The sequence below is a fragment of the Exiguobacterium profundum genome (assembly GCF_001909285.1).
Lineage (GTDB): Bacteria > Bacillota > Bacilli > Exiguobacteriales > Exiguobacteriaceae > Exiguobacterium > Exiguobacterium profundum.
Genome location: NZ_MRSV01000001.1, coordinates 1,803,619 through 1,822,940, shown reverse-complemented (window position 1 = coordinate 1,822,940; position 19,322 = coordinate 1,803,619). Strand labels below are relative to the sequence as shown.

Sequence of the window (19,322 nt, the reverse complement as noted above, 5' to 3'; positions counted from 1 at the left end):
CAATCATTTACTTTGGTCGATGGCACGTTGCAATCGGGACTCGACGTCTAACGCGACGGCTTGTAACGATTCGTCATCGATGAGGCGAATTAATTCAGTCGGTCTCGGCATACCAATTTGGGTATGGTCTTCTTTTTTGAACACCGCGATTTTACATGGAAGGAAATAGCCCCCTTCTAACTGTTTCGACAGCACTTCTTTTGCCGCCTTCGGATTGCATACTTCTAAGATGCGATACTTCCCATCAATCCCCTGTCCCTTTTTCTCAAGCGTCTCACTCAAATCAAAGTCCCACAGCACCCCGAATGATTCTTCTTTCAATGCTTCTCCGAGACGAACGACAACATCATCCACGGTACGGTCGGATTGTACGGTATAGTCAAACATCTTCATTCCTCCTTATGTGGTTACTCATGGAATCTGTACCCGAACGAAGTGATCCTCAATCAAAAAGAAACTGTATGTGATTTGAAACATAATCACGAACTCGAACGTATAAAAGGAGATAATAGTTAGAACCAAACTGATGTAAAGGAGAAGTGGTTGTCGTGACGGTCACGGTATTCACGCATACAAGCTGCAGTTCTTCCAGAAAAACGATTGATTGGAAACGGGAACAAAAAATTCCCTTCATCGAAAAGAAATTGACAGACCAAGGTTTATCCTTCGGAGAATTCAAAGAGATGTTGAGCCTGACGGAAAATGGGACGACCGATTTGTTGTCGGTCCAAAAGAGTGTCTATAAACAAGCGGCAGAGAAACTTGACGAGATGTCGATTCGTGAGCTATATAGCTTCGTCGCCTCGAATCCTCAAATCCTGAAAAGTCCGATCGTCTTCGATCATCATCGCATCCAGGTCGGTTTCAGTGAGAAAGAGATTCGGACGTTCATCCCGAGACATGACCGCATCGCCGAACTGAAACGTCTGCTCCATAACGCATAAATCGTGTCGCTTTCGCGACACGATTCTTTTTATGCCTTTTTTAATTTTGCCGCCAGTCGATTCCCGAAGGATTGGATGGATTGAACGAGGAGGATGAGGACGAAAATGGTCACGTACATGACTTCCGGTTCGAAACGGAGATGTCCGTATTGATAGGCGATATCACCTAGCCCACCTGCTCCGACGAGTCCGGCCATGGCCGTCGCTCCAATCAACCCAATCGTCGCAATCGTCAATCCGAGAACGATGGAAGACCGAGCTTCTCGAATGAGGACATACCAGATGATTTTTCTCGTCGAGATTCCCATTGCCTCATACGCCTCGATGACCCCGCGGTCGACTTCGAGTAGTGCAGACTCCATGAGTCGAGCGATATACGGAGCGGTGAAGACGATCAAGGGGAGCAAGACGCCCTGCACGCCGATTGTCGTCCCCATGATGAACCGTGTGAACGGTAAGATGAAGAACAACAGAATGATGAACGGGATGGAACGGATGACGTTGATAACGCTCGACAAGCCACCATAGACGAATCGGTTTGCGAGTCTGCCATTCGGTCTCGTCAAAACGAGCAACGTCCCGAGCGGCAATCCGATCAAGGTCGAGATCAAAAGCGCGATGCTCGTCATCGTCAACGTTTGAACCGTTCCCGTCCATATTAAATCACCCCAGTCTGTCCAAAACTGTTGCATGGTTTGACACCTCCCTCACATGTACGCCGCTCGTCTTCAAATAACGGACGGCTAGTTCCGTTTGATCATGATCTCCATCGAGATGAACGAGCAAGTTTCCGACAAGACCCGCCTTTAACTTTTTAATCCCGCCTCCAATGATGTTCGGTAGGATGCCGAACCGCTTGGTCAATTGTGCCAGGACTGCTTGTTCCGTCTGACTGCCGATGAACGACAAGTGGACGAGCGTTCCCCGGGTCTGGAGTTCTGAGACGACTTCTTCCGGCACGTCGAGGTTTGTCTTAAGAAACTTCTGGGTCGTCTCGTGTGACGGATTGGAGAAGACGTCTAGTACGTGTCCTTGTTCAACGATTTGGCCACGATCGATGACGGCGACCCGGTCACAGATTCGTTCGATGACTTCCATCTCATGTGTGATCAAGAAAATCGTCAATCCGAGCTCGCGATTGATTTCGAGCAGCAACTCTAAAATCGACTCGGTCGTCTCAGGGTCGAGTGCACTTGTCGCTTCATCACTGAGTAGAATATCAGGCTCGTGGGCGAGCGCTCGCGCAATGGCGACACGTTGTTTCTGTCCACCCGACAATTGTTCAGGGTAATGGTTCCGATGTTCGCTCAGTCCGACGATTTGGAGATAGCGGTCGACCCGTTCGCGGATGACCTGTTTTTCCAGACCTTCGAGACGAAGCGGGATGGCGACATTCTCTTCGACGGTCGCGGTTTTCAGCAAGTTGTAGTGCTGAAAGATCATACCGATTCGCTGACGTAACGTCGACAACCCTTTTTTTTTTTTTAGTGTAATATCTTGTCCTTCAATCTCGACTACGCCTGATGTGGGACGCTCCAAAAGATTGATCATCCGGATGAGCGTACTCTTACCGGCACCACTTCGCCCGATGATTCCGAAGATTTCCCCTCTCTCAATCGTGAGGGAGACATCATCGAGTGCCGTGATCGTGTCTCCGTTGACCTTGAACTCCTTGGTGATTTGTTTCAGTTCAATCATAAGACCCCTCCTTAGAATGCCGGCACGACCGAACCATTGAATTCTTCTTCGATGAAGGCACGTACTTCATCTGAATGATAGTAAGACTTCAGTGTCTTTACGACTTCATCTTCTTTATTGGCCGAACGGACGACGACGTAGTTCGGATATGGGTTGTCGACCGTATCTTCATGGAAGAGGGCATCTTCATTAATGGATAGACCCGCTCCCATCGCGAAGTTCGTGTTGATGGCCGCGAGTGCCACTTCCGGGAGTTGCGTCGGCAGTTGGGATGCTTCAAGTTCAATGAATTCGAGGTTGAGCGGATTCTCAGCAATGTCGCGCTTCGTCGCTTTATCCGTCAATCCTTCTTTTAACGTGATGAGTCCGGCCGTTTCGTATAATCGTAGCGCACGGAGCTCGTTCGCCGGGTCATTCGGGACGGCTACTTTATCGCCTTCCTTTAAGTCCTTGATATCCGTCAACTTCTCTGAATAGAGCCCCATCGGGAAAGCGACCGTCTTGAAGACGTCGTCAATCTTATATCCCTTGTCCGATTTTTGTTGTTCGAGGAACGAGAGCGTCTGATAGCTGTTCACGTCGAGACTTCCTTCGTCGAGAGCGGTGTTCGGGGTGTTGTAATCATTAAATACTTTGATATCGATTTCGAGCCCATCTTCTTTTGCGAGCTCCTGTACTTTCTCGGCGATTTGCTCGTGTGGTCCACCAGTCACGCCGATCGTTAGCTCTTTCGTGCTTAGCGTCTCGCTCGCCTCGGATTGTCCGCACGCTGAGAGTGCGATGGCCGCAAGGATAGATGTACCTGCCAAAATTGTTTTTTGTTTAATGTTCATGAATGATTCCTCCTCCAAATGAAAAACCCGCTACTCAAAAAGAGCGGCGGGCACGACACGTGAAAGTCGGACACGCTCATCTCCCAGACGTCTCGTCTGTTGGAATTAGCACCATGATCATTTCTGATCTGGTTGCCGGGTTTCATCGGGCCAGTCCCTCCACCACTCTTGATAAGCAATCGGTTCTATTATTTTGTTATTATATTACTGATAAAAGAATTATTTGTAAACCGTTTCTTGAAGATTTCTGAAAAAATCTTTTAATCGTTCAGCATCTTCGATTTTGCGTATGCCTTGAATCGACATTTCTTCGATGACATAGTCGACCAATTCATCGACTTGATCAAAGCGAATGCCAAGTTGTTCGAGTGACGTTGGAGCAGCGATGGCGTGTAGCCAATTCTCGAGGAATGAGGCGTCTTTGGATGAAGCCAATTGTTCTTGAACGATCAGCCCAAAGCCTACTTTATCCCCGTGCAACCAGTGATGCGTCGAATCAAAACGACTGAGCGCATTATGCACTGCATGGGCGACGGCGACACGAGTGCCGGCATCGCCGAACCCACCGACGGCACCTCCGATGGCGAGGACATGATCAACGATATATCGGATGTCCGTGTCATAACGGCGGAAGTCATCTTCACGAATGGACAAATCCATCAACGCTCCACACTGTGCCGCAAGCGAAAGCCCCGACTGAATCCCTGCGTCCCTTGATGTTGTTCCGCTAATATATCGGGCTTCGAACCACTTCGCGACCGTATCAATCACACCGGCTCTGAAATAGTCATAAGGTGAGTCACGTAACAATCGTGTGTCCACGATGACGCGCTCGATGACGACGGGGAACGTATCATATCGTAAATATGTACCGTCTTCTCCATAGATCACGCTGAGCGGGGTGAAGGCGGCACAGTTTGACACAAGTGTTGGAACGACGATGAGCGGGACCGACTGGGTAAATGCAATCCGCTTCGCCGTATCAATCAATTTACCGCCACCGACGGCAATCCATACGTCAGGTCGATACGCTTTTAATCGTTTGAGTTCTTCGTCTGAACATTCCCCGTTGAATCGTACATTCGGAACTTCTGCTAGACGAGGGGACACGCGAACCGCTTCATCGTATCCGTTAATTCCTTTCAAAACGAGTGCCTCCCGATTCCCAATCAAAGAATAAAGTTTATTGAGTGCATCGTTCGAATGGTCGTATTCCAGCACCGCTTGTCGAATCATTGATGGACCTCCTCGTAGGCTGCAAACAGTCTTTCAATCCGTTCTACCGCTTCATCAATCTTCTGTTCAGATGATACGAGGCCAAACCGGATGTGGTGCTCCCCCTCCGTTCCAAAGAAGTAGCCCGGTGTGACGGCGACGCCAGCCTCTTGAAGTAACTTCGTCGAGAATGATTTTGCATCGCCTTCAGGTACTCTCGCCCATACAAAGAAAGAACCTTTCGGTGCCTCAATCTCCCACCCTGCCCGGCGTAACCCGTCAATCAATCGGTTTCGTCTTGTTTCGTAAAGTGAGGCTAGATTGTCACGTAAGTCACGCGGCGATTCTAACGCCACGATGGCCGCCTCTTGAATGGCAGAAAACACGGATACGTGGACATGATCTTGGTACGTATTGATCGCCTCGATGATATCTGCGTTCCCGACTGCGAACGCGACACGCCATCCCGACATGTTGAACGCCTTCGACATCGTATATACCTCAATCCCAATTTCTTTCGCCCCTTCGGCTTGGAGAAAACTTGGCGGGACATGCCCATCAAAGCCAATACTTCCATAGGCGAAGTCATGTACGACCATCAGATTATGGTTTGTGGCGAATTCAACCGTCTCCTCAAAGAAGGCTGGCGTCGCGACAGCGCCGGTCGGATTGCTCGGGTAGTTCAAATACATAAGTCGTGCATGAAGCGGATCGAGCGTGGCGTAATCCGGGAGATAGCCGTGCTCTTCCTTCAACGTCAAATCGATGATGTCCGCTCCGGCGAGACGCGCTCCCGAGATATAATCGGGATAGCCAGGGTTCGGGAGCAAGATGCCTTCACCCGGCTCAAGAAGACACTGAGGCAAAGTGATGAGACCCGATTTGCTGCCAATCAAAATCGCAACTTCTTTTGCTGGGTCGAGGTCGACTCCGTATTCACGTTGATAGAATGCGGCCACGGCTTCTTTTAGTCGAGTCTGTCCTCGGAACGGTCCGTATTGATGGGTCGTCGGGTCTGTCAATGCTCGTTCAAGCGCTTCACAAATTGGAGCTGGTGTCGGTAAGTCGGGTGTGCCTTGTCCGAGTCGGATGACGGTCTTGCCACTCGCCTCGACTGCCGCGACTTCTTCTGCTAATCCGACAAAGTGTTGTGTCGGTAACGATTTTAATAACTTGGAACGTCTGTCTGACATGATGGATCAAACTAATACGAAAAAACACCCCTTTCTGAGGAAAGGGGTGCTCGATACAGACGTATGTAGTCAACCACCTTTCCATCTCTCAAGGTCACCTTGCTGGAATTAGCACAGTATTTTGCAATCTGTTGCTGAAGCTTCATCGGGCCAGTCCCTCCGCTTCTCTTGATAGAAAGTGTCATTCGTTATGTAATTTTTGTATGTCCCTAAGTTAACCAGACATTCCCAACGGTGTCAAACTTTTTTTTCAAGGTGAACATCTATTGAATCCTTTTCAAAAAACATTCATAGTAAAAGAGTAGAAAAATTATATTTGTATGAGGGGATAGAGCATTGGAGCTTAATCGTCAACTTATTTGGAAACTGAGTGTAATCGGACTGATTTTACTCGTCTTATGGCGTGTCATCAGTGAACCAGATACCATCTCACGTGTCTTACAATACACGTTTCAGTTACTGACCCCCGTCATTATGGGGATCGCCATCGCCTTGTTACTCAATACCGTACTCTCTTACATTGAAGAACGGTTCCATTTGAAACGGTATCAAGGATTACTCATCGTCTATATCACGTTCATCGGCCTCTTGGCGATTTCGGTCGTTACGTTGTTCCCGCGGATTTACTCAAGTCTCGCATCGTTGATTGAAGAACTACCGGTCTACATTCGACAAATTGATGCATTTCTTGGAGAAGTGAACAATTATTTGAAAGATTATAATGCGACCATCGCCAAAGCAATTGATTTTGCTCAATTCGAAGCACGATACTCAGGTTGGGTCGAGACGGCTGTACTTTCATCCGTCAGTTACGTCTCCAGCTTCACGATGACCCTGATTAACTTCTTGATCGGAATTGTGATCTCCATCTATCTCTTAAAGGACAAAGAAGTCTTTGCCCGTATGTTCAAGCGTCTTCTCTATGCGCTTTTACCTGTCGGCACTGCAAAGACGACAATCGACATTTTTCAAGAGATGGATTATATCTTCAAACGATATATTATCGGAAAGTCACTCGACTGTCTGATCATTGGAGTGCTAGCAGTCATTGGACTCTTGATCATCGGGGCCCCATATGCCCTACTTCTCGGAGTCATCGTCGGCGTCTTAAACTTCATCCCCTACGTCGGACCGCTACTCGGGATGATCCCAGCGTTTATCATCACCTATTTCTATGATCCGTTCACCGCCGTATTGGTACTCTTGTTCATCTTCTTGTTACAGCAGTTTGACGGATTGTGGCTCGGACCGAAGATTCTCGGAGATAGTGTCGGCATCACACCATTTTGGGTCATCACATCGATTATCATCGGAGGAAGCCTGTTCGGCCTCATCGGGATGTTCGTGAGCGTGCCGATCACGGCCATGATTCAAGTCGTCTTGTCTCGCCTCATCGATTATAGAATGAACCGAAAAAATCTAAACGAATTACTTTGATTCACCTCATAAATTTGTTGACACATTGAGGAAATGTGTCATACAGTTGAGGAGAAGAACACAATTAACAGAAAGGAGAGGTTCCCATGTCAGTAGTATCTTCGAAACCATTCACTCAAGTTCATACTGATTGGCAGGCACCTCTTCGATTGATTCATATCTAAGACGCCTGCCTATCGAGGCATGCATAAACAACGTGGGACGTCGTATGCCTTCATGCATATGACGTCCCTTTTGTGTCTAAAATTAAATAAAGCAGGTGACCTGTATGTTTCAATCACTCAAGCGGCTCGACCGCAACATTTGGATTCGTTTTTTAGGGGAAACGATTACGGGAATTATGATGTTCATGATTGCCCCATTCCTTGTTCTCTACTATAGTGACCAGTTAGATAGCTACCTTCAAGTCGGAATCATCATGGCGACTGGCCCAATCATGGCGCTCCTCGGTTCGATGATCGGAGGACGTCTAGCAGACCTGTATGGTCGAAAACCAATCATGATGATCGCAATCATTGGGGACGCACTTGCCCTCATCGGATTTGCGTTCGCCGACTCGTTCTGGCCGCTTCTTTTATTGAACGCGATGCTCGGACTGACGAACTCGCTCTTCCACCCTGCCGCAAGCGCGATGGTCGCCGATGTCACGGAGCCAGAGCATATGAACGAAGCGTTCGGACTTTTACGGATGGGACATAACATCGGCGCTGCATTCGGTCCACTTCTTGGTAGTGCGGTGCTGTTCATCGACCGCGAGCTCATCTTCTTTGCGGCGGCATTCGTCTTTGGACTATATGCGATTGCGCTCGGCACGTTCATACATGAGTCGTTGCCCGAGTTTACGGAAGATGAGACTCCAAGCAACCGGGAAGTGTTGCGCGTCTTTTATAACGATCGCGTGTTTCTCGTCTTCATCTTTGCGGGTATATTCATATCAATGGGATTCTCCGTCGTCGAGAGCATGCTACCACTCTTTTTAAAAGAATCGCTCCCGACGTATACCGCACAACAGAACCCATTTCCGTATCTGTTAGCACTGAATGGAATCATGGTAGTTCTTTTCCAGTTCCCGATTGCTTCAAAACTCGGGAACAAGCCGTTCGGTAAGGTCATGTTAGCAGGAGCGACCGTATTTGGTATCGGTATGATCTTGCTTGCGATTGTGCCTAGAGCCTTGTTCGCACTCGATACCCCTTACGTGCCACTCGTCGGGATCTTACTCGCCGTATATGCGTTTTATACGTTAGGTGAGATGATCATGTCCCCTGTTCAGCAGACATTCATCGCCTTGATCGCACCGGAGAATATGCGTGGTGCCTATAACGGCGCAGCGAGTATCCAATGGCTGATCGGCGGTGTCACGGCACCAATCATCGCAAGTGTCTTTTTTGACAATCGTGCCGGACACATCGCTTTGATCCTCATCGGTGGAGCGAGTTGTTTATCAGGCATCATCTATTGGCAGCTCGGACGTCATGTCCAAGCGACGGAAGCAAAGCAAAAGACGGCTTAACCGCTCATTGACCACACTCTCTGATTTCGGAAGTGTGGTCTTTTCATTCTTTTCATCTTTATTAAAATTTGAAATTATCATTCAATTCACTTTACAATCATAATAATCCTTTTTATGATAAAACGGTTAAGGAGGGATCTTTCATGGAAAGGATCGATAAACAGACAATCGTGGACAGTGTTCCACAAAAAGGCTTCTTCGGACAACCGAAAGGGTTGTTCACTTTATTCTTCACTGAGTTTTGGGAACGTTTCTCGTACTATGGCATGCGGGCCATCCTCGTATTCTATATGTACTATGAAGTCTCTGAGGGAGGACTCGGTCTAGACCGAAACGTCGCACTCTCAATCATGTCCGTCTATGGCGCGCTCGTTTATATGTCTGGGGTCATTGGGGGATGGCTTGCAGACCGGATTTTCGGGACGTCTCGCGCGGTATTCTACGGTGGTGTGTTCATCATGCTCGGACACATCGTCCTCTCGATTCCAGGTAGTGTCGTCTTCTTGTTCATCTCCATGGCGTTGATCGTCATTGGTACCGGATTATTGAAACCAAACGTATCAAGTATCGTCGGAGACATGTACAGCGAGACGGATCGCCGTCGTGACGCTGGATTCAGTATCTTCTACATGGGTATCAACTTAGGGGCATTCATTTCACCACTCATCGTAGGTCAAGTGCAAAAAGACTATGGATTCCACTGGGGCTTTGCGCTCGCGGCAATCGGGATGTTCGTTGGACTCGTCGTCTTCGTATTGACACGAAAAACGAACCTCGGCTTAGCTGGTTCGTATGTACCGAATCCGTTGAAGCCTGATGAGAAAAAGAAAACGATAAAAATCGTCAGCATTGTTACCATCGGAATTGCCATTTTGCTTGCGATTTTGATTCCACTCGGATGGTTCACGATCAATACGTTCATCTCACTCGTCGGGGTGTTCGGTATCGCGATTCCGACGATTTACTTCATCATCATGTATCGTAGTCCGAAAACGACTGAGGTCGAGCGCTCGCGAATCATCGCCTACATTCCGCTCTTCATCGCCTCCGTCATGTTCTGGGCGATCCAAGAGCAGGGTGCAACGATTTTGGCGAGCTATGCTGATACACGGACTGACTTAGAGTTCTTTGGATTCACGTTGTCACCAGCATGGTTCCAATCACTGAACCCACTGTTCATCATCTTACTGGCACCGGTCTTCGCTTGGTTATGGGTCCGACTTGGTGACCGCGAACCGAGCATTCCGACGAAGTTTGCTTTCGGGATCTTATTTGCCGGAATCAGTTTCTTGGTCATCCTGCTCCCAGCATACTTCAGTGGTCCGGATGCCCTCGTCAGCCCACTCTGGCTCGTCTTAAGTTATTTCATCGTCGTTCTGGGAGAACTAAGTTTGTCACCGGTCGGGTTGTCGGCAACGACTAAACTCGCACCAGCTGCCTTCTCCGCTCAAACGATGTCGCTCTGGTTCTTATCGAACGCTGCGGCGCAAGGGATCAACGCACAGCTGGTCAAGTTCTACACACCTGAGAACGAGATGCTCTACTTCGGCGTGATTGGTGGCGTCGCCATCATCTTAAGCTTGATTCTGTTCGCACTTGCACCGAAAATCAAAGTGTATATGCGTGGTATCCATTAATCATCAAAAAACGTCAGCCGATTTAATCGGCTGGCGTCATTTTTATTTTCGCACTTGAATGAGTGACAAGTAGCGATCAATCATATTGTGGTTAAAGTAGTCATGGAAGTTGTCTTGTTTCAGTGACTGAATCGATTCATGGAATGTCGCAGGCAGTGATGCGATGCCTTGGCTCTCGATTTGCTTCGCTGAATACTCGAACAAGTCGTCCTCGTTCGGAGAAGACGGAACGAGCTGTTGCTCGATTCCTTCAAGTCCGGCATAAATGAGCGCGGCAAGTGCCAAATATGGGTTCGCACTCGGATCAGGGTTTCGGACCTCTACACGAGTCGCACTTCCACGGGAAGCCGGAATTCGAATCATCGAACTGCGGTTCGATGGGCTCCAGCATATATTGACAGGTGCCTCGAATCCAGGAACGAGACGCTCGTATGATTCAGGTAGTGGATTCGTGAAGATTGCTGTGGCACGGGCATGCTTCAAGATTCCCTCGATGAAATGACGCGCCGTTTTCGACAATCCGTAATCCGCATCGACTTCGTCGAACGCGTTGGTCGTCGGATTTCCGGACTCATCATTCTTCCAGACAGAGATGTTCAAGTGCATTCCAGAACCGTTCACATCACGCAACGGTTTTGGCAAGAATGAGACGGATGCCCCTTTCTCCTTCGCCGCAATCTTGACGATTTCTTTAAAAAACTGAATGTTATCCGCTGTATGGAGTGCGTCATCGTACTTGATGCCAATCTCATGTTGCGCAGGAGCGACTTCATGGTGAACAGCCTCAATGTTGAACCCGACACCACTTAGACGGTTCGCGATGTGCTGTCGCACTTCATATCCTTTATCCTCTGAACGTGTCGAGAAATATCCGGCCTCGTCATAAAATTCTCCGTTCTCGTCAAAGATGAAGAATTCCGGCTCTGCCCCGACGAATACCGAGTAGCCATCACGTGCTGCACGTTCGAGTGCATCCTTCAATACATTACGTGGGTCGTATTCATATCGCTCTCCCTCCGGAGTGCATACGTCACAGAAGAATGCCAAAATATTTTCCTCGCCGTCTTTCTCATACCGTGGACGATCTAAATCCGGTCTCAAGAATAAGTCTGAGTTTTTGATGGAAGAGAACCCGTTGATTGAAGAACCATCAAACATCGTTTTTCCCTCAAAGACTTCAGGCAACAATTTTGCCGAAAGCGTCAAGAGTTTTAAATCACCGAGAACATCTGAGAAATATAGATGGATTTGGGTGATATTTTTCTCTTGTACCGTTTTCTCAATATCTTGTTGCTTCTTTTTTGCGTCATCCTTGTCTGTTCCGAATAGATTTGCCATGATTCGTTAAAACCTCACTTCAATGGATTTGACAGGCAAGCTGTCTTTACGCACCGTTCGTACGCTTCTCTATAGTTCATAACCGAGTTCGATTTTTTCTAAACATGGAATTTCAGGAAAGGCAAAGTGGCTACATGCGACAAGAGTTGATATGATGGGTAAAGAATGTCACAGAGAGGGAGAACGCGATTGTATATTTTTATGACTGGTGGAACCGGATTTTTAGGAGGGCGACTCGCCAAAGAATTGATTCAACGGGGGCATCGCGTCTGTATGTTGGCGCGAACACCGGAGAAGGTACAGGCACAATTCACCGCTGAAGAACAAAAGTCGATTGAAGTGTTACCAGGCGACTTGACGTCACATGCGCTCGGGGCCAATGAAGAGTTCATCGAGACACATAAAGGGAAAATTGATTTATTTCTACACATGGCTGCACTCGTCAAATTCGATGAAGAATTACGTGATGAATTGTTCGAGACCAATTTAACCGGAACGAAAGAGGCCCTTCGATTAACTAAGTTAATTGACTGCCATCGCTTTTTCTTTTTGAGTACGGCTTACACGCTCGGCGCTAAAGAAGTTGGCGGGGAAACACTGTACGATGTGTCTCAGTCTTTTTTAAATCCTTATGAAGAGAGCAAGGCACACGCCGAGCAGGCGGTCTGGGAGTCACGGGATGAGCTTGACGTCTCAATCTTCCGACCGGCCATCATCGTCGGAGACTCGAAGACGGGAGAGGCCGACTCGAAGTTTACGATGTATGGATACATGCGCGCGCTCGAGCTATTTAAACGGAAACTGGAACGTCGTGGCCATGACTTCGAATCGATTCGATTGATCGGCTCTGCGACGGGCACTTCTAACCTTGTCCCTGTCGATTATGTAGCGGATGTACTACTCGCTGCCATCGAGCACGCGAAGGCGGGTACAATCTATAACGTGACGAACGAAAAACCTCCAAAAAATGAAACAATGCTCGACTATATGAAAGAGTCCCTAGCATTCCCGCATTTAACGATCACGGAAACGCCCACATCGACACTAAGCTCAGTCGAACAGACGTTCAATGATATGGTAAAAGTATTTAATCCGTATTTGAATCGGGACATTAGATTCCGTGACGACAACACGAAACAATTGCTTCAGGATGCCGGATTCGCTCCGCTCCGTCTCGATCATCAATCGTTACGTCGCATCGTGAATGCCTATTACAAAGCAAAATAAAAAATGGACCGATTTTTCCGGTCCATTTTTTATTTATCGCAAACAAGTACGATTTTACCGCCTTTGATTTCACGTTCGAGTGAATCTACCATCTCTTTTGTGAGTCCAAGACTCTCCATCTGTTCCATGCGATCTTCTGAATTGCTCGTGAATTTCGAAAGCAACGACTCGAACATCCCTTTCTCTGGGATTCGGTATGGTTGTACACCAGCCTCTGCTGCCAATCGAACGGTCAATTCCTCATCTTTGGCGAACAAGTAGATGTGCTCGTTCACACATCCGCCTGACACCATCTCATTCACTTCATGGTCCACCGTCGTCATATCATTCACTACTCTTGTCTCTAACATGCCCCATCCTCCTAAACGTTCACAGTCATATAATTCACTGTTTTTGTTATTCCCGAAAAATGAGGTGATAAACATACAATCAATCCATTTCTTCGTTCGTGATCCATTCTTCGATGTCGAAATGTTGCACGATTCCCTCGATTCGATCGTACTCCCCTTCCCTTTGAGTCCTACCCTCTAATCGAGCGGTCACTACGAACTGGGAATCGACAGTGTGGATACGAGATATGCGATATCCGGCTTGTTGTAATAATCCAGCGATAATTTCGACTTTCTCTCTCTCACCTGAACGGAATGTATGCATCCATCCCACCTCTTTCTATTTCATTCCCTATACATGCTATCATATCGTTTCTGACGTGTGATGCTATACTATGGATAGAGAAAAGGAGTGAGTTCTGTGCCAAAACAAGACTTAAATACAATCATGCTTGAATATTTGAACGAGAAAGAAGATTATGAAGCGTTTGCCACAAAGCTGAAAGCGCTCCTCAGTGAATTGTTGACAGAAGCCGGCATCCAGTTCCATTCAATCGTCGCCCGTGCCAAAGAAGCGGACAGTCTATATGCCAAACTCTCACGCAAGCCTTATCAATATCGTTCCTTACGTGACGTACAAGACTTGGCCGGGATACGGATCGTGACATACTTTCATGACGACGTACGCGCCGTTGCGCAAATTTTAGAAGATGAATTCACCATCGACCGTGAACAGTCCATCGATAAGTCGACGTTGCTCGACTCCAATGAGTTCGGATATCTGTCTGTCCATTATGTCGTGGAATTAAGTGAAAAGCGACTTGCTCTCGGTGAATATCGCCGTTTTGCAGAAAAAGAGGCGGAAATTCAAGTCCGCTCGATCCTACAACACGCCTGGGCCGAGATTGAACACGACCTCGGTTACAAAAATCCGAATGCCGTTCCTCCTGAAATCAAAAGAAGTTTCAGCCGGGTCGCTGGTCTATTGGAGATTGCCGACTCCGAGTTCGTGAACATTCGAAAACAGTTGCGAACATTCGAACAAGAAACAGTCGAACAGATTCTTGACTCTCCTGAAAAAGTGGCCATTACCCGAGATAATCTCAACTATTATATTGCGAATGATCAAACGGTCGAGAAACTAGACAACGCGATCTTCCAGAGCGAATGGCTACTCGAGACGGATCTCTCTGCCATCGTCGAGTTGACGAGAATGTTCCATTACGCCGATATCCGTACGTTCAAAGATTTGAATGACACACTTTCGACTTACTATACTCAAGCCGTCCAATGCGCAACCTTGTTGCCATCTTCTCTGTTACCGAGACAAGGCATGGGTGTCGTCTATGCCGTTCTCGCTAAACTGTTAGCGGAAGGCGACGATCCGCAGATTGAATTTTTCTTTAGACGGTTCTATCCTGACTTGAAACATTATGAAGACATCATTCAGCAAATTCGAGCAAAAGACGAGCCCCTATAACTTTACAGACAACATGTTTTTAATGTAGAATGTTTCTATGTTCTGAAGTATATATGAATAATATTATCGCTAGGAGGTAGTTTCGAGGATGACAACACCCGTACAGACCGCTTCACGTCGACAGCTCGTCGCAGACGCTGAACGTGGAATCCGGATGAACTATCGTGGAGTGAAAAAAAATCTCCGTTCGATGTTCTCACAGTATTTAACCCGCAATGAATTCTTCATTCTACGTTCTCTTTGTCAACAGAGTCCTCAAATCGCCTCTGCTCTGTCAAATGAGTTTCAATTTTCAGCTTCTATGATCACTGCGCTTGCCGAAGAGTTGACGAAAAAAGGGTTGATTTCTCGCGAACGCAGCGAGCGTGACCGCCGTGTCGTTGAACTTCAGGCAACGGATGAAGGTCGTGAGTTGTTTGAGACATTAGAGAGCATGAAGATTGAATATTTGATGGATGTCTTCACTGATTTTTCAGATGACGAACTTATTTTACTTTCAAAATTATTAGATCGTATGGATGCTTAATCCGACTATAGCCCTTCACCGTAAAGGTGAAGGGCTATTTTTTGCGAAAAAAAGAGATGCGACCCATCGGTCAGCATCTCTTCATCTTTACGTTTCAATCAGGTGTGCCGTGACCACGATCCGGTCCCGATACCCTAGATTCTCGTCATACGGTCCTGCACAAGTGATCAATTGAATCCGCTTTGAAAGAGTCGCCGCAAAAATGGAAGCGAGCGGCACTTGATCGAGGCGATACTGTTTCACACTGACCACTTCATACGTTGCGACTTGGTCTTTCCGTTGGAGCGTCACCAGTTCTCCGATCGGAAGTTGATCCAGATTCGCAAAGATAGCTGGACCATTCAGGTCATCGAGATGACCCGATAGGACGACATTCCCCGTTGCGCCTGCTTTGGCTCCGTATTGATACCAACCGACTTGATTCACGTCAGACGGTGTGTCCATTCTTCCGGCCTCATCCTTCCCGACCGCTTCAATCGATGTATCAACATCGATTGAAGGAATGATCAGCCGGGCAGGGACGAAACTGTTCGAATGAAACGTTTGTCGATCTACCTGCTTCGAGGTCAAGACCTGCGGTTCGGCAAATTCAGCAGTTGGCATCACGAACGGTTTGTCAGGAGCTTCCGCTTGAGCGCTCCATACGAGAAATGTGATTGTTCCTAAGAAAATCAGTTTAAGCGTCTTGCTTCTGACGACGAAAGACGTAGAATCCAGCTGCTGCCGCTCCAACCACTGCTGCTGCGAGCAACCAGTTCATTGAAGCTGTTTGAGCAAGACCACCTTGTCCTGTTTCAGGAGCCATTGCCATTTCCCCACCATCAGCGGCGAGAAGGACTTCAAACGCTGGTTCTCCTTCAAGGAGTCCGATTGCGAATGCTGTATAGTTTTTGCCACCTTCGAGTGCGACACCGTCAAGTGCTTTGACGACGTCAGTCGCTCCAGCCGGGCGTACTTCAAGGTCATACGTTCCAGCATCGAGTGTGCCGTAATCACTTACTGCTTTGAACTCGAGGTTTGAGAAGAGTGGGTCGCCACCTTTAGGTGCGACATCAACCGCTGGTGCATCTGGTGCGAAGTGAGCGACACGAACTTTCGATTTACCATCTTCAAAGTTTGCATCGTCTTCCATTGCAGCGATTTCGATGTTTTCAAGTTGACCGATCGCAGCGGCTGTATAGAACTTGCCTGCCTCGATTGAGAGGTCTGCTGCGACGACGACTGTTTCAGCGTCACCTGCCGGCTTGATTTCAACGTTGTAATCCCCTGCAGGAAGTGTCAAGTAGTCTGTGAGATCCTTGAATTCTGCTCCCTCGACCGCGACTTCCCCATCCACGTACACGTCAACTGCCGGTGCATCAGGTGAAGCATGTAGCACACGGACCATCGCATTTTCATGTCCATCCGCGCTAACCGGTAAGACGAAAGCGAAAGCCAGTGCTAGAGTACCCAGTAAAGACATCAACTTCTTCATGTGAAATTTCCTCCTTTTGGTCTTTGGTAACCCACGACTTGCATACAACAAATGTGATGCAGTGCTACATGGTGTGCTACATCTGATTGCTATGTAGCTCGGTGACATCTTAAACTTAAGACAATCCGACAATGACGTAAAGGGGACACTATGCCCTGAATGTGCTCCAATATGCTAACGGACGAAAGCGCTACCTTTACATAAAATGTAGTTCCCTTCCACCCAAATATAAAACCACTCAGTCTGCGACTAAGTGGTTTTGTTTGCCCATTCGATATCATTGACAAAGACGGCATCGACTTGAAGCGCTAAACAACGCTCCAGTTGGTGTTGTGTTTTAATCGTATATGGTCTGATTGGAATCCCTCGATGTTGCAAGGAGCGTACTTCTTCGTCTGTGATGCGATCGATGTGCGGATGGACCGAATCCGCTCCGACTAATCGAAGATATCCTGAAATGTCATAAAGCGGCTGTGCAAGCAGAATAGCCGCCTCGATATCCGGTCGCATCTGTTTCAATCGGTGAATGGTTTCGTGATTGAATGAGGAAAAGAGGATGCGGGACGCATGAATCCCGGCGGACTCGATCGTATCGATGATGCGAGATTCAATTCCTTCATATCGTAGGACATCCGTCTTCACCTCTAAGTTCAAAATGACCGATTCATCATTCACAAGGTCGAACAGCTCCTCGAGCGTAGGGATGTATTCTTCTAGACCATGACGTACTCCAGCATTAAACTGTCTGAGCTCATCATAGGTATAGAGTGAAACTTGTCCTCTTCCGTCAGTCGTCCGCTCGAGCGTCTCGTCATGGATGAGAACGAGGACACCGTCCTTTGTCATGTGAACATCCGTCTCGATTCCGTCTGCCCCGGCCTCGAGTGCGAGCTTGAATGCCGACATCGTATTCTCCGGTCGATGTGCCATCACGCCACGATGTGCAAATCGTTTCATTTGGCAACTGTCTGATATTTTTTGGTCAAATATCGAACGAGTGGTTGGACCGAAATGGCTTGACCTGTCACTTGTTGAATGAGTTCGTTCGGTGTGAGACGTTTTCCATATTGATGAACGTTCTCCTGTAGCCACACTTTGATTGGTTCGATTTCACCTTCTGCAATCAACGTCTCAAATTCCGGAAGGGCTGATTTCAACGTTTCCGTCAACTGGGCCGCATAAATCAACCCGAGGGCATAGCTTGGGAAGTATCCGAATGAACCGCCTGCCCAATGGACGTCTTGAAGGACTCCTTTGGCATTTGACGGAACATCGAGTCCGAGATATTCTTTATACTTTTCATTCCATGCCGCAGGAAGCTCATCGACGGACAACGTCCCTTGGATAAGTGCCTTCTCGAGCTCATAGCGGATGATGATGTGTAGACTGTATGTCAATTCGTCAGCCTCGATCCGAATAAGAGATGGTTTCGCTTCATTCACACCTCGATAGAAAGTGTCGAAGTCGATCGCAGCGTATGCAGGATGAAGCGATTGTAGTTTCGGATAGACGCGATGCAAGAACGCTTCGCTTCGTCCGATGAAGTTCTCAAAGAAGAGCGACTGGGACTCATGAATCCCCATCGAAGCACCGCCACCTAGTCCGAGTTCATCGAGCATCGGGTCGATTTGCTGCTCATACGTCGCGTGCCCCGCTTCATGCATCGTACCGAACAGTGCATTTCTGAAATCTGCTTCATCATACTTCGTCGTAATCCGGACGTCGCGGCGATTGATGGTGATTTCGAACGGATGCACTGTCGCATCCAATCGACCACGTGATAAGTCGTAAGCGACGACATTCATCCAGTCATGACAAATGGTTTCTTGAACATCCGCCGGCATCGACCAGTCCATAGAGAGTGATTCTTTTGGTAGCTGCTGAATAAGAGGAACTAGTTCGTCTCGGAGCGAGGCGAACAATTCGTCTAAGAGCTCGACCGTCATGCCCGGTTCGAAATCATAGAGCAATGCATCGTACGGATGTTTCTCATAACCGAAATATTCCGCAAATTTTTGCTGGAATCCGATAATCTTTTTAAGGTATGGAGCGAAAGCTTCCCAATCATCCTGATCTTTCGCTTTTTCCCACGCCGTCTCAGCTTCTGAGACGAGCGTTACGTAAGCTTGATACTCATCATGCGGAATCTTGGCATTTCGTTCGTATTGCGTCTTCGCGACTTCAAGTGACCGCGCCTCGACGTCAGATAGACCCTCTTCATCCGCCATCCGTTCCAGTAATGAAGCGAACGAATCGCTCGTCTGTCGTTTGAATGCCTCGGTCGACAAATAACCGATTGTCTCTGCCCGGAGCGGTGCCGACTGTTCCGGCATTTGTGTACGCATGTCCCAATATAAGAGAGAGATTGCTTCATCGAAGGCACGCAGTTGTTTAAAATGTTCACGCCATTCTTTTGTTACTTCCATCTGTCTTTCACCCCTATGTGTTATTCTGTTCTCTTTCTACTTTATTATAGCT

At 47.7% G+C, this 19,322-nt stretch carries 20 protein-coding genes and 2 riboswitches; of the genes, 7 read left to right on the top strand and 13 right to left on the bottom strand.

The window, feature by feature from the left end:
• Nucleotides 1-3: 3 nt before the first annotated feature.
• A complete protein-coding gene (locus BBB58_RS09450; RefSeq protein ID WP_074036991.1) occupies nucleotides 4-387 on the bottom strand; it encodes a DUF302 domain-containing protein in 384 nt (127 codons plus the stop codon).
• Nucleotides 388-548: 161 nt separating this feature from the next.
• Between BBB58_RS09450 and BBB58_RS09445 the strand changes: the two genes are divergently transcribed.
• Nucleotides 549-944 carry a Spx/MgsR family RNA polymerase-binding regulatory protein gene (locus BBB58_RS09445; protein WP_074036990.1) on the top strand — a complete coding sequence of 132 codons (396 nt, stop codon included), beginning with the start codon at nucleotides 549-551 and terminating at the stop codon, nucleotides 942-944.
• A 29-nt stretch (nucleotides 945-973) separates the two neighbouring features.
• Here BBB58_RS09445 and BBB58_RS09440 read toward each other — a convergent pair whose 3' ends face one another.
• The 5 genes from BBB58_RS09440 to BBB58_RS09420 all read right to left on the bottom strand — a co-directional run bounded on the left by BBB58_RS09440 (nucleotide 974) and on the right by BBB58_RS09420 (nucleotide 5,883).
• On the bottom strand, nucleotides 974-1,636 hold the full coding sequence (locus BBB58_RS09440) for a methionine ABC transporter permease (RefSeq protein WP_012726344.1): 663 nt from the start codon (nucleotides 1,634-1,636) through the stop codon (nucleotides 974-976).
• The gene (locus BBB58_RS09435; RefSeq protein ID WP_074036989.1) at nucleotides 1,608-2,642 is read right to left on the bottom strand and encodes a methionine ABC transporter ATP-binding protein; all 1,035 of its coding nucleotides are present in this window, start codon (nucleotides 2,640-2,642) and stop codon (nucleotides 1,608-1,610) included. Before BBB58_RS09435 ends, BBB58_RS09440 begins: the two co-directional genes overlap by 29 nt.
• Before the next feature lie 11 nt (nucleotides 2,643-2,653).
• Nucleotides 2,654-3,475: a MetQ/NlpA family ABC transporter substrate-binding protein gene (locus BBB58_RS09430; RefSeq protein ID WP_084543076.1), complete on the bottom strand. Its 822-nt coding sequence runs from the start codon at nucleotides 3,473-3,475 to the stop codon at nucleotides 2,654-2,656.
• Between the two features lie 73 nt (nucleotides 3,476-3,548).
• Nucleotides 3,549-3,653: riboswitch (SAM riboswitch) on the bottom strand.
• Nucleotides 3,654-3,694: 41 nt separating this feature from the next.
• On the bottom strand, nucleotides 3,695-4,711 hold the full coding sequence (locus BBB58_RS09425) for an iron-containing alcohol dehydrogenase (RefSeq protein WP_074036988.1): 1,017 nt from the start codon (nucleotides 4,709-4,711) through the stop codon (nucleotides 3,695-3,697).
• A complete protein-coding gene (locus BBB58_RS09420) occupies nucleotides 4,708-5,883 on the bottom strand; it encodes an aminotransferase class I/II-fold pyridoxal phosphate-dependent enzyme (RefSeq protein WP_074036987.1) in 1,176 nt (391 codons plus the stop codon). The genes BBB58_RS09425 and BBB58_RS09420 overlap by 4 nt, the downstream gene beginning before the upstream one ends.
• A 78-nt stretch (nucleotides 5,884-5,961) precedes the next feature.
• Nucleotides 5,962-6,061: riboswitch (SAM riboswitch) on the bottom strand.
• 158 nt (nucleotides 6,062-6,219) lie between these two features.
• Between BBB58_RS09420 and BBB58_RS09415 the strand changes: the two genes are divergently transcribed.
• From BBB58_RS09415 to BBB58_RS09405, 3 genes are all read left to right on the top strand, one after another.
• Entirely contained in the window at nucleotides 6,220-7,320 is a 1,101-nt protein-coding gene (locus tag BBB58_RS09415) for an AI-2E family transporter (protein ID WP_074036986.1), read from the top strand.
• Between the two features lie 268 nt (nucleotides 7,321-7,588).
• Nucleotides 7,589-8,833: an MDR family MFS transporter gene (locus tag BBB58_RS09410; RefSeq protein ID WP_031423648.1), complete on the top strand. Its 1,245-nt coding sequence runs from the start codon at nucleotides 7,589-7,591 to the stop codon at nucleotides 8,831-8,833.
• Nucleotides 8,834-8,976: 143 nt separating this feature from the next.
• On the top strand, nucleotides 8,977-10,470 hold the full coding sequence (locus BBB58_RS09405) for a peptide MFS transporter (RefSeq protein WP_074036985.1): 1,494 nt from the start codon (nucleotides 8,977-8,979) through the stop codon (nucleotides 10,468-10,470).
• 42 nt (nucleotides 10,471-10,512) lie between these two features.
• Here BBB58_RS09405 and BBB58_RS09400 read toward each other — a convergent pair whose 3' ends face one another.
• Complete coding sequence (locus BBB58_RS09400) at nucleotides 10,513-11,808, bottom strand: glutamine synthetase family protein (protein WP_074036984.1); 1,296 nt, start codon at nucleotides 11,806-11,808, stop codon at nucleotides 10,513-10,515.
• A gap of 189 nt (nucleotides 11,809-11,997) precedes the next feature.
• Here BBB58_RS09400 and BBB58_RS09395 point away from each other — a divergent pair, with 189 nt between their 5' ends.
• Nucleotides 11,998-13,035 (top strand): SDR family oxidoreductase, encoded by a 1,038-nt coding sequence (locus tag BBB58_RS09395; protein WP_074036983.1) that lies wholly within the window; start codon nucleotides 11,998-12,000, stop codon nucleotides 13,033-13,035.
• A 29-nt stretch (nucleotides 13,036-13,064) separates the two neighbouring features.
• Here the strand turns inward: BBB58_RS09395 and BBB58_RS09390 are convergent, their stop codons facing one another.
• Together BBB58_RS09390 and BBB58_RS09385 are read right to left on the bottom strand one after the other, a co-directional pair.
• Complete coding sequence (locus BBB58_RS09390; RefSeq protein ID WP_031423645.1) at nucleotides 13,065-13,385, bottom strand: YflT domain-containing protein; 321 nt, start codon at nucleotides 13,383-13,385, stop codon at nucleotides 13,065-13,067.
• Between the two features lie 79 nt (nucleotides 13,386-13,464).
• The gene (locus tag BBB58_RS09385; protein WP_074036982.1) at nucleotides 13,465-13,689 is read right to left on the bottom strand and encodes a hypothetical protein; all 225 of its coding nucleotides are present in this window, start codon (nucleotides 13,687-13,689) and stop codon (nucleotides 13,465-13,467) included.
• A 96-nt stretch (nucleotides 13,690-13,785) separates the two neighbouring features.
• Here BBB58_RS09385 and BBB58_RS09380 point away from each other — a divergent pair, with 96 nt between their 5' ends.
• Nucleotides 13,786-14,844: a GTP pyrophosphokinase gene (locus tag BBB58_RS09380; RefSeq protein WP_240499823.1), complete on the top strand. Its 1,059-nt coding sequence runs from the start codon at nucleotides 13,786-13,788 to the stop codon at nucleotides 14,842-14,844.
• A gap of 88 nt (nucleotides 14,845-14,932) precedes the next feature.
• The gene (locus tag BBB58_RS09375; protein ID WP_074036981.1) at nucleotides 14,933-15,370 is read left to right on the top strand and encodes a MarR family winged helix-turn-helix transcriptional regulator; all 438 of its coding nucleotides are present in this window, start codon (nucleotides 14,933-14,935) and stop codon (nucleotides 15,368-15,370) included.
• 87 nt (nucleotides 15,371-15,457) lie between these two features.
• Here BBB58_RS09375 and BBB58_RS09370 read toward each other — a convergent pair whose 3' ends face one another.
• The 4 genes from BBB58_RS09370 to BBB58_RS09355 all read right to left on the bottom strand — a co-directional run bounded on the left by BBB58_RS09370 (nucleotide 15,458) and on the right by BBB58_RS09355 (nucleotide 19,270).
• Nucleotides 15,458-16,102, bottom strand: a complete 645-nt coding sequence (locus BBB58_RS09370; protein ID WP_244150720.1) for a class F sortase — start codon at nucleotides 16,100-16,102, stop codon at nucleotides 15,458-15,460.
• On the bottom strand, nucleotides 16,047-16,844 hold the full coding sequence (locus BBB58_RS09365; RefSeq protein ID WP_012726359.1) for a DUF4397 domain-containing protein: 798 nt from the start codon (nucleotides 16,842-16,844) through the stop codon (nucleotides 16,047-16,049). The genes BBB58_RS09370 and BBB58_RS09365 overlap by 56 nt, the downstream gene beginning before the upstream one ends.
• A 249-nt stretch (nucleotides 16,845-17,093) precedes the next feature.
• Nucleotides 17,094-17,801 carry a glycerophosphodiester phosphodiesterase gene (locus BBB58_RS09360; RefSeq protein ID WP_074036980.1) on the bottom strand — a complete coding sequence of 236 codons (708 nt, stop codon included), beginning with the start codon at nucleotides 17,799-17,801 and terminating at the stop codon, nucleotides 17,094-17,096.
• Entirely contained in the window at nucleotides 17,798-19,270 is a 1,473-nt protein-coding gene (locus tag BBB58_RS09355) for a carboxypeptidase M32 (RefSeq protein WP_074036979.1), read from the bottom strand. Before BBB58_RS09355 ends, BBB58_RS09360 begins: the two co-directional genes overlap by 4 nt.
• Nucleotides 19,271-19,322: the final 52 nt, after the last annotated feature.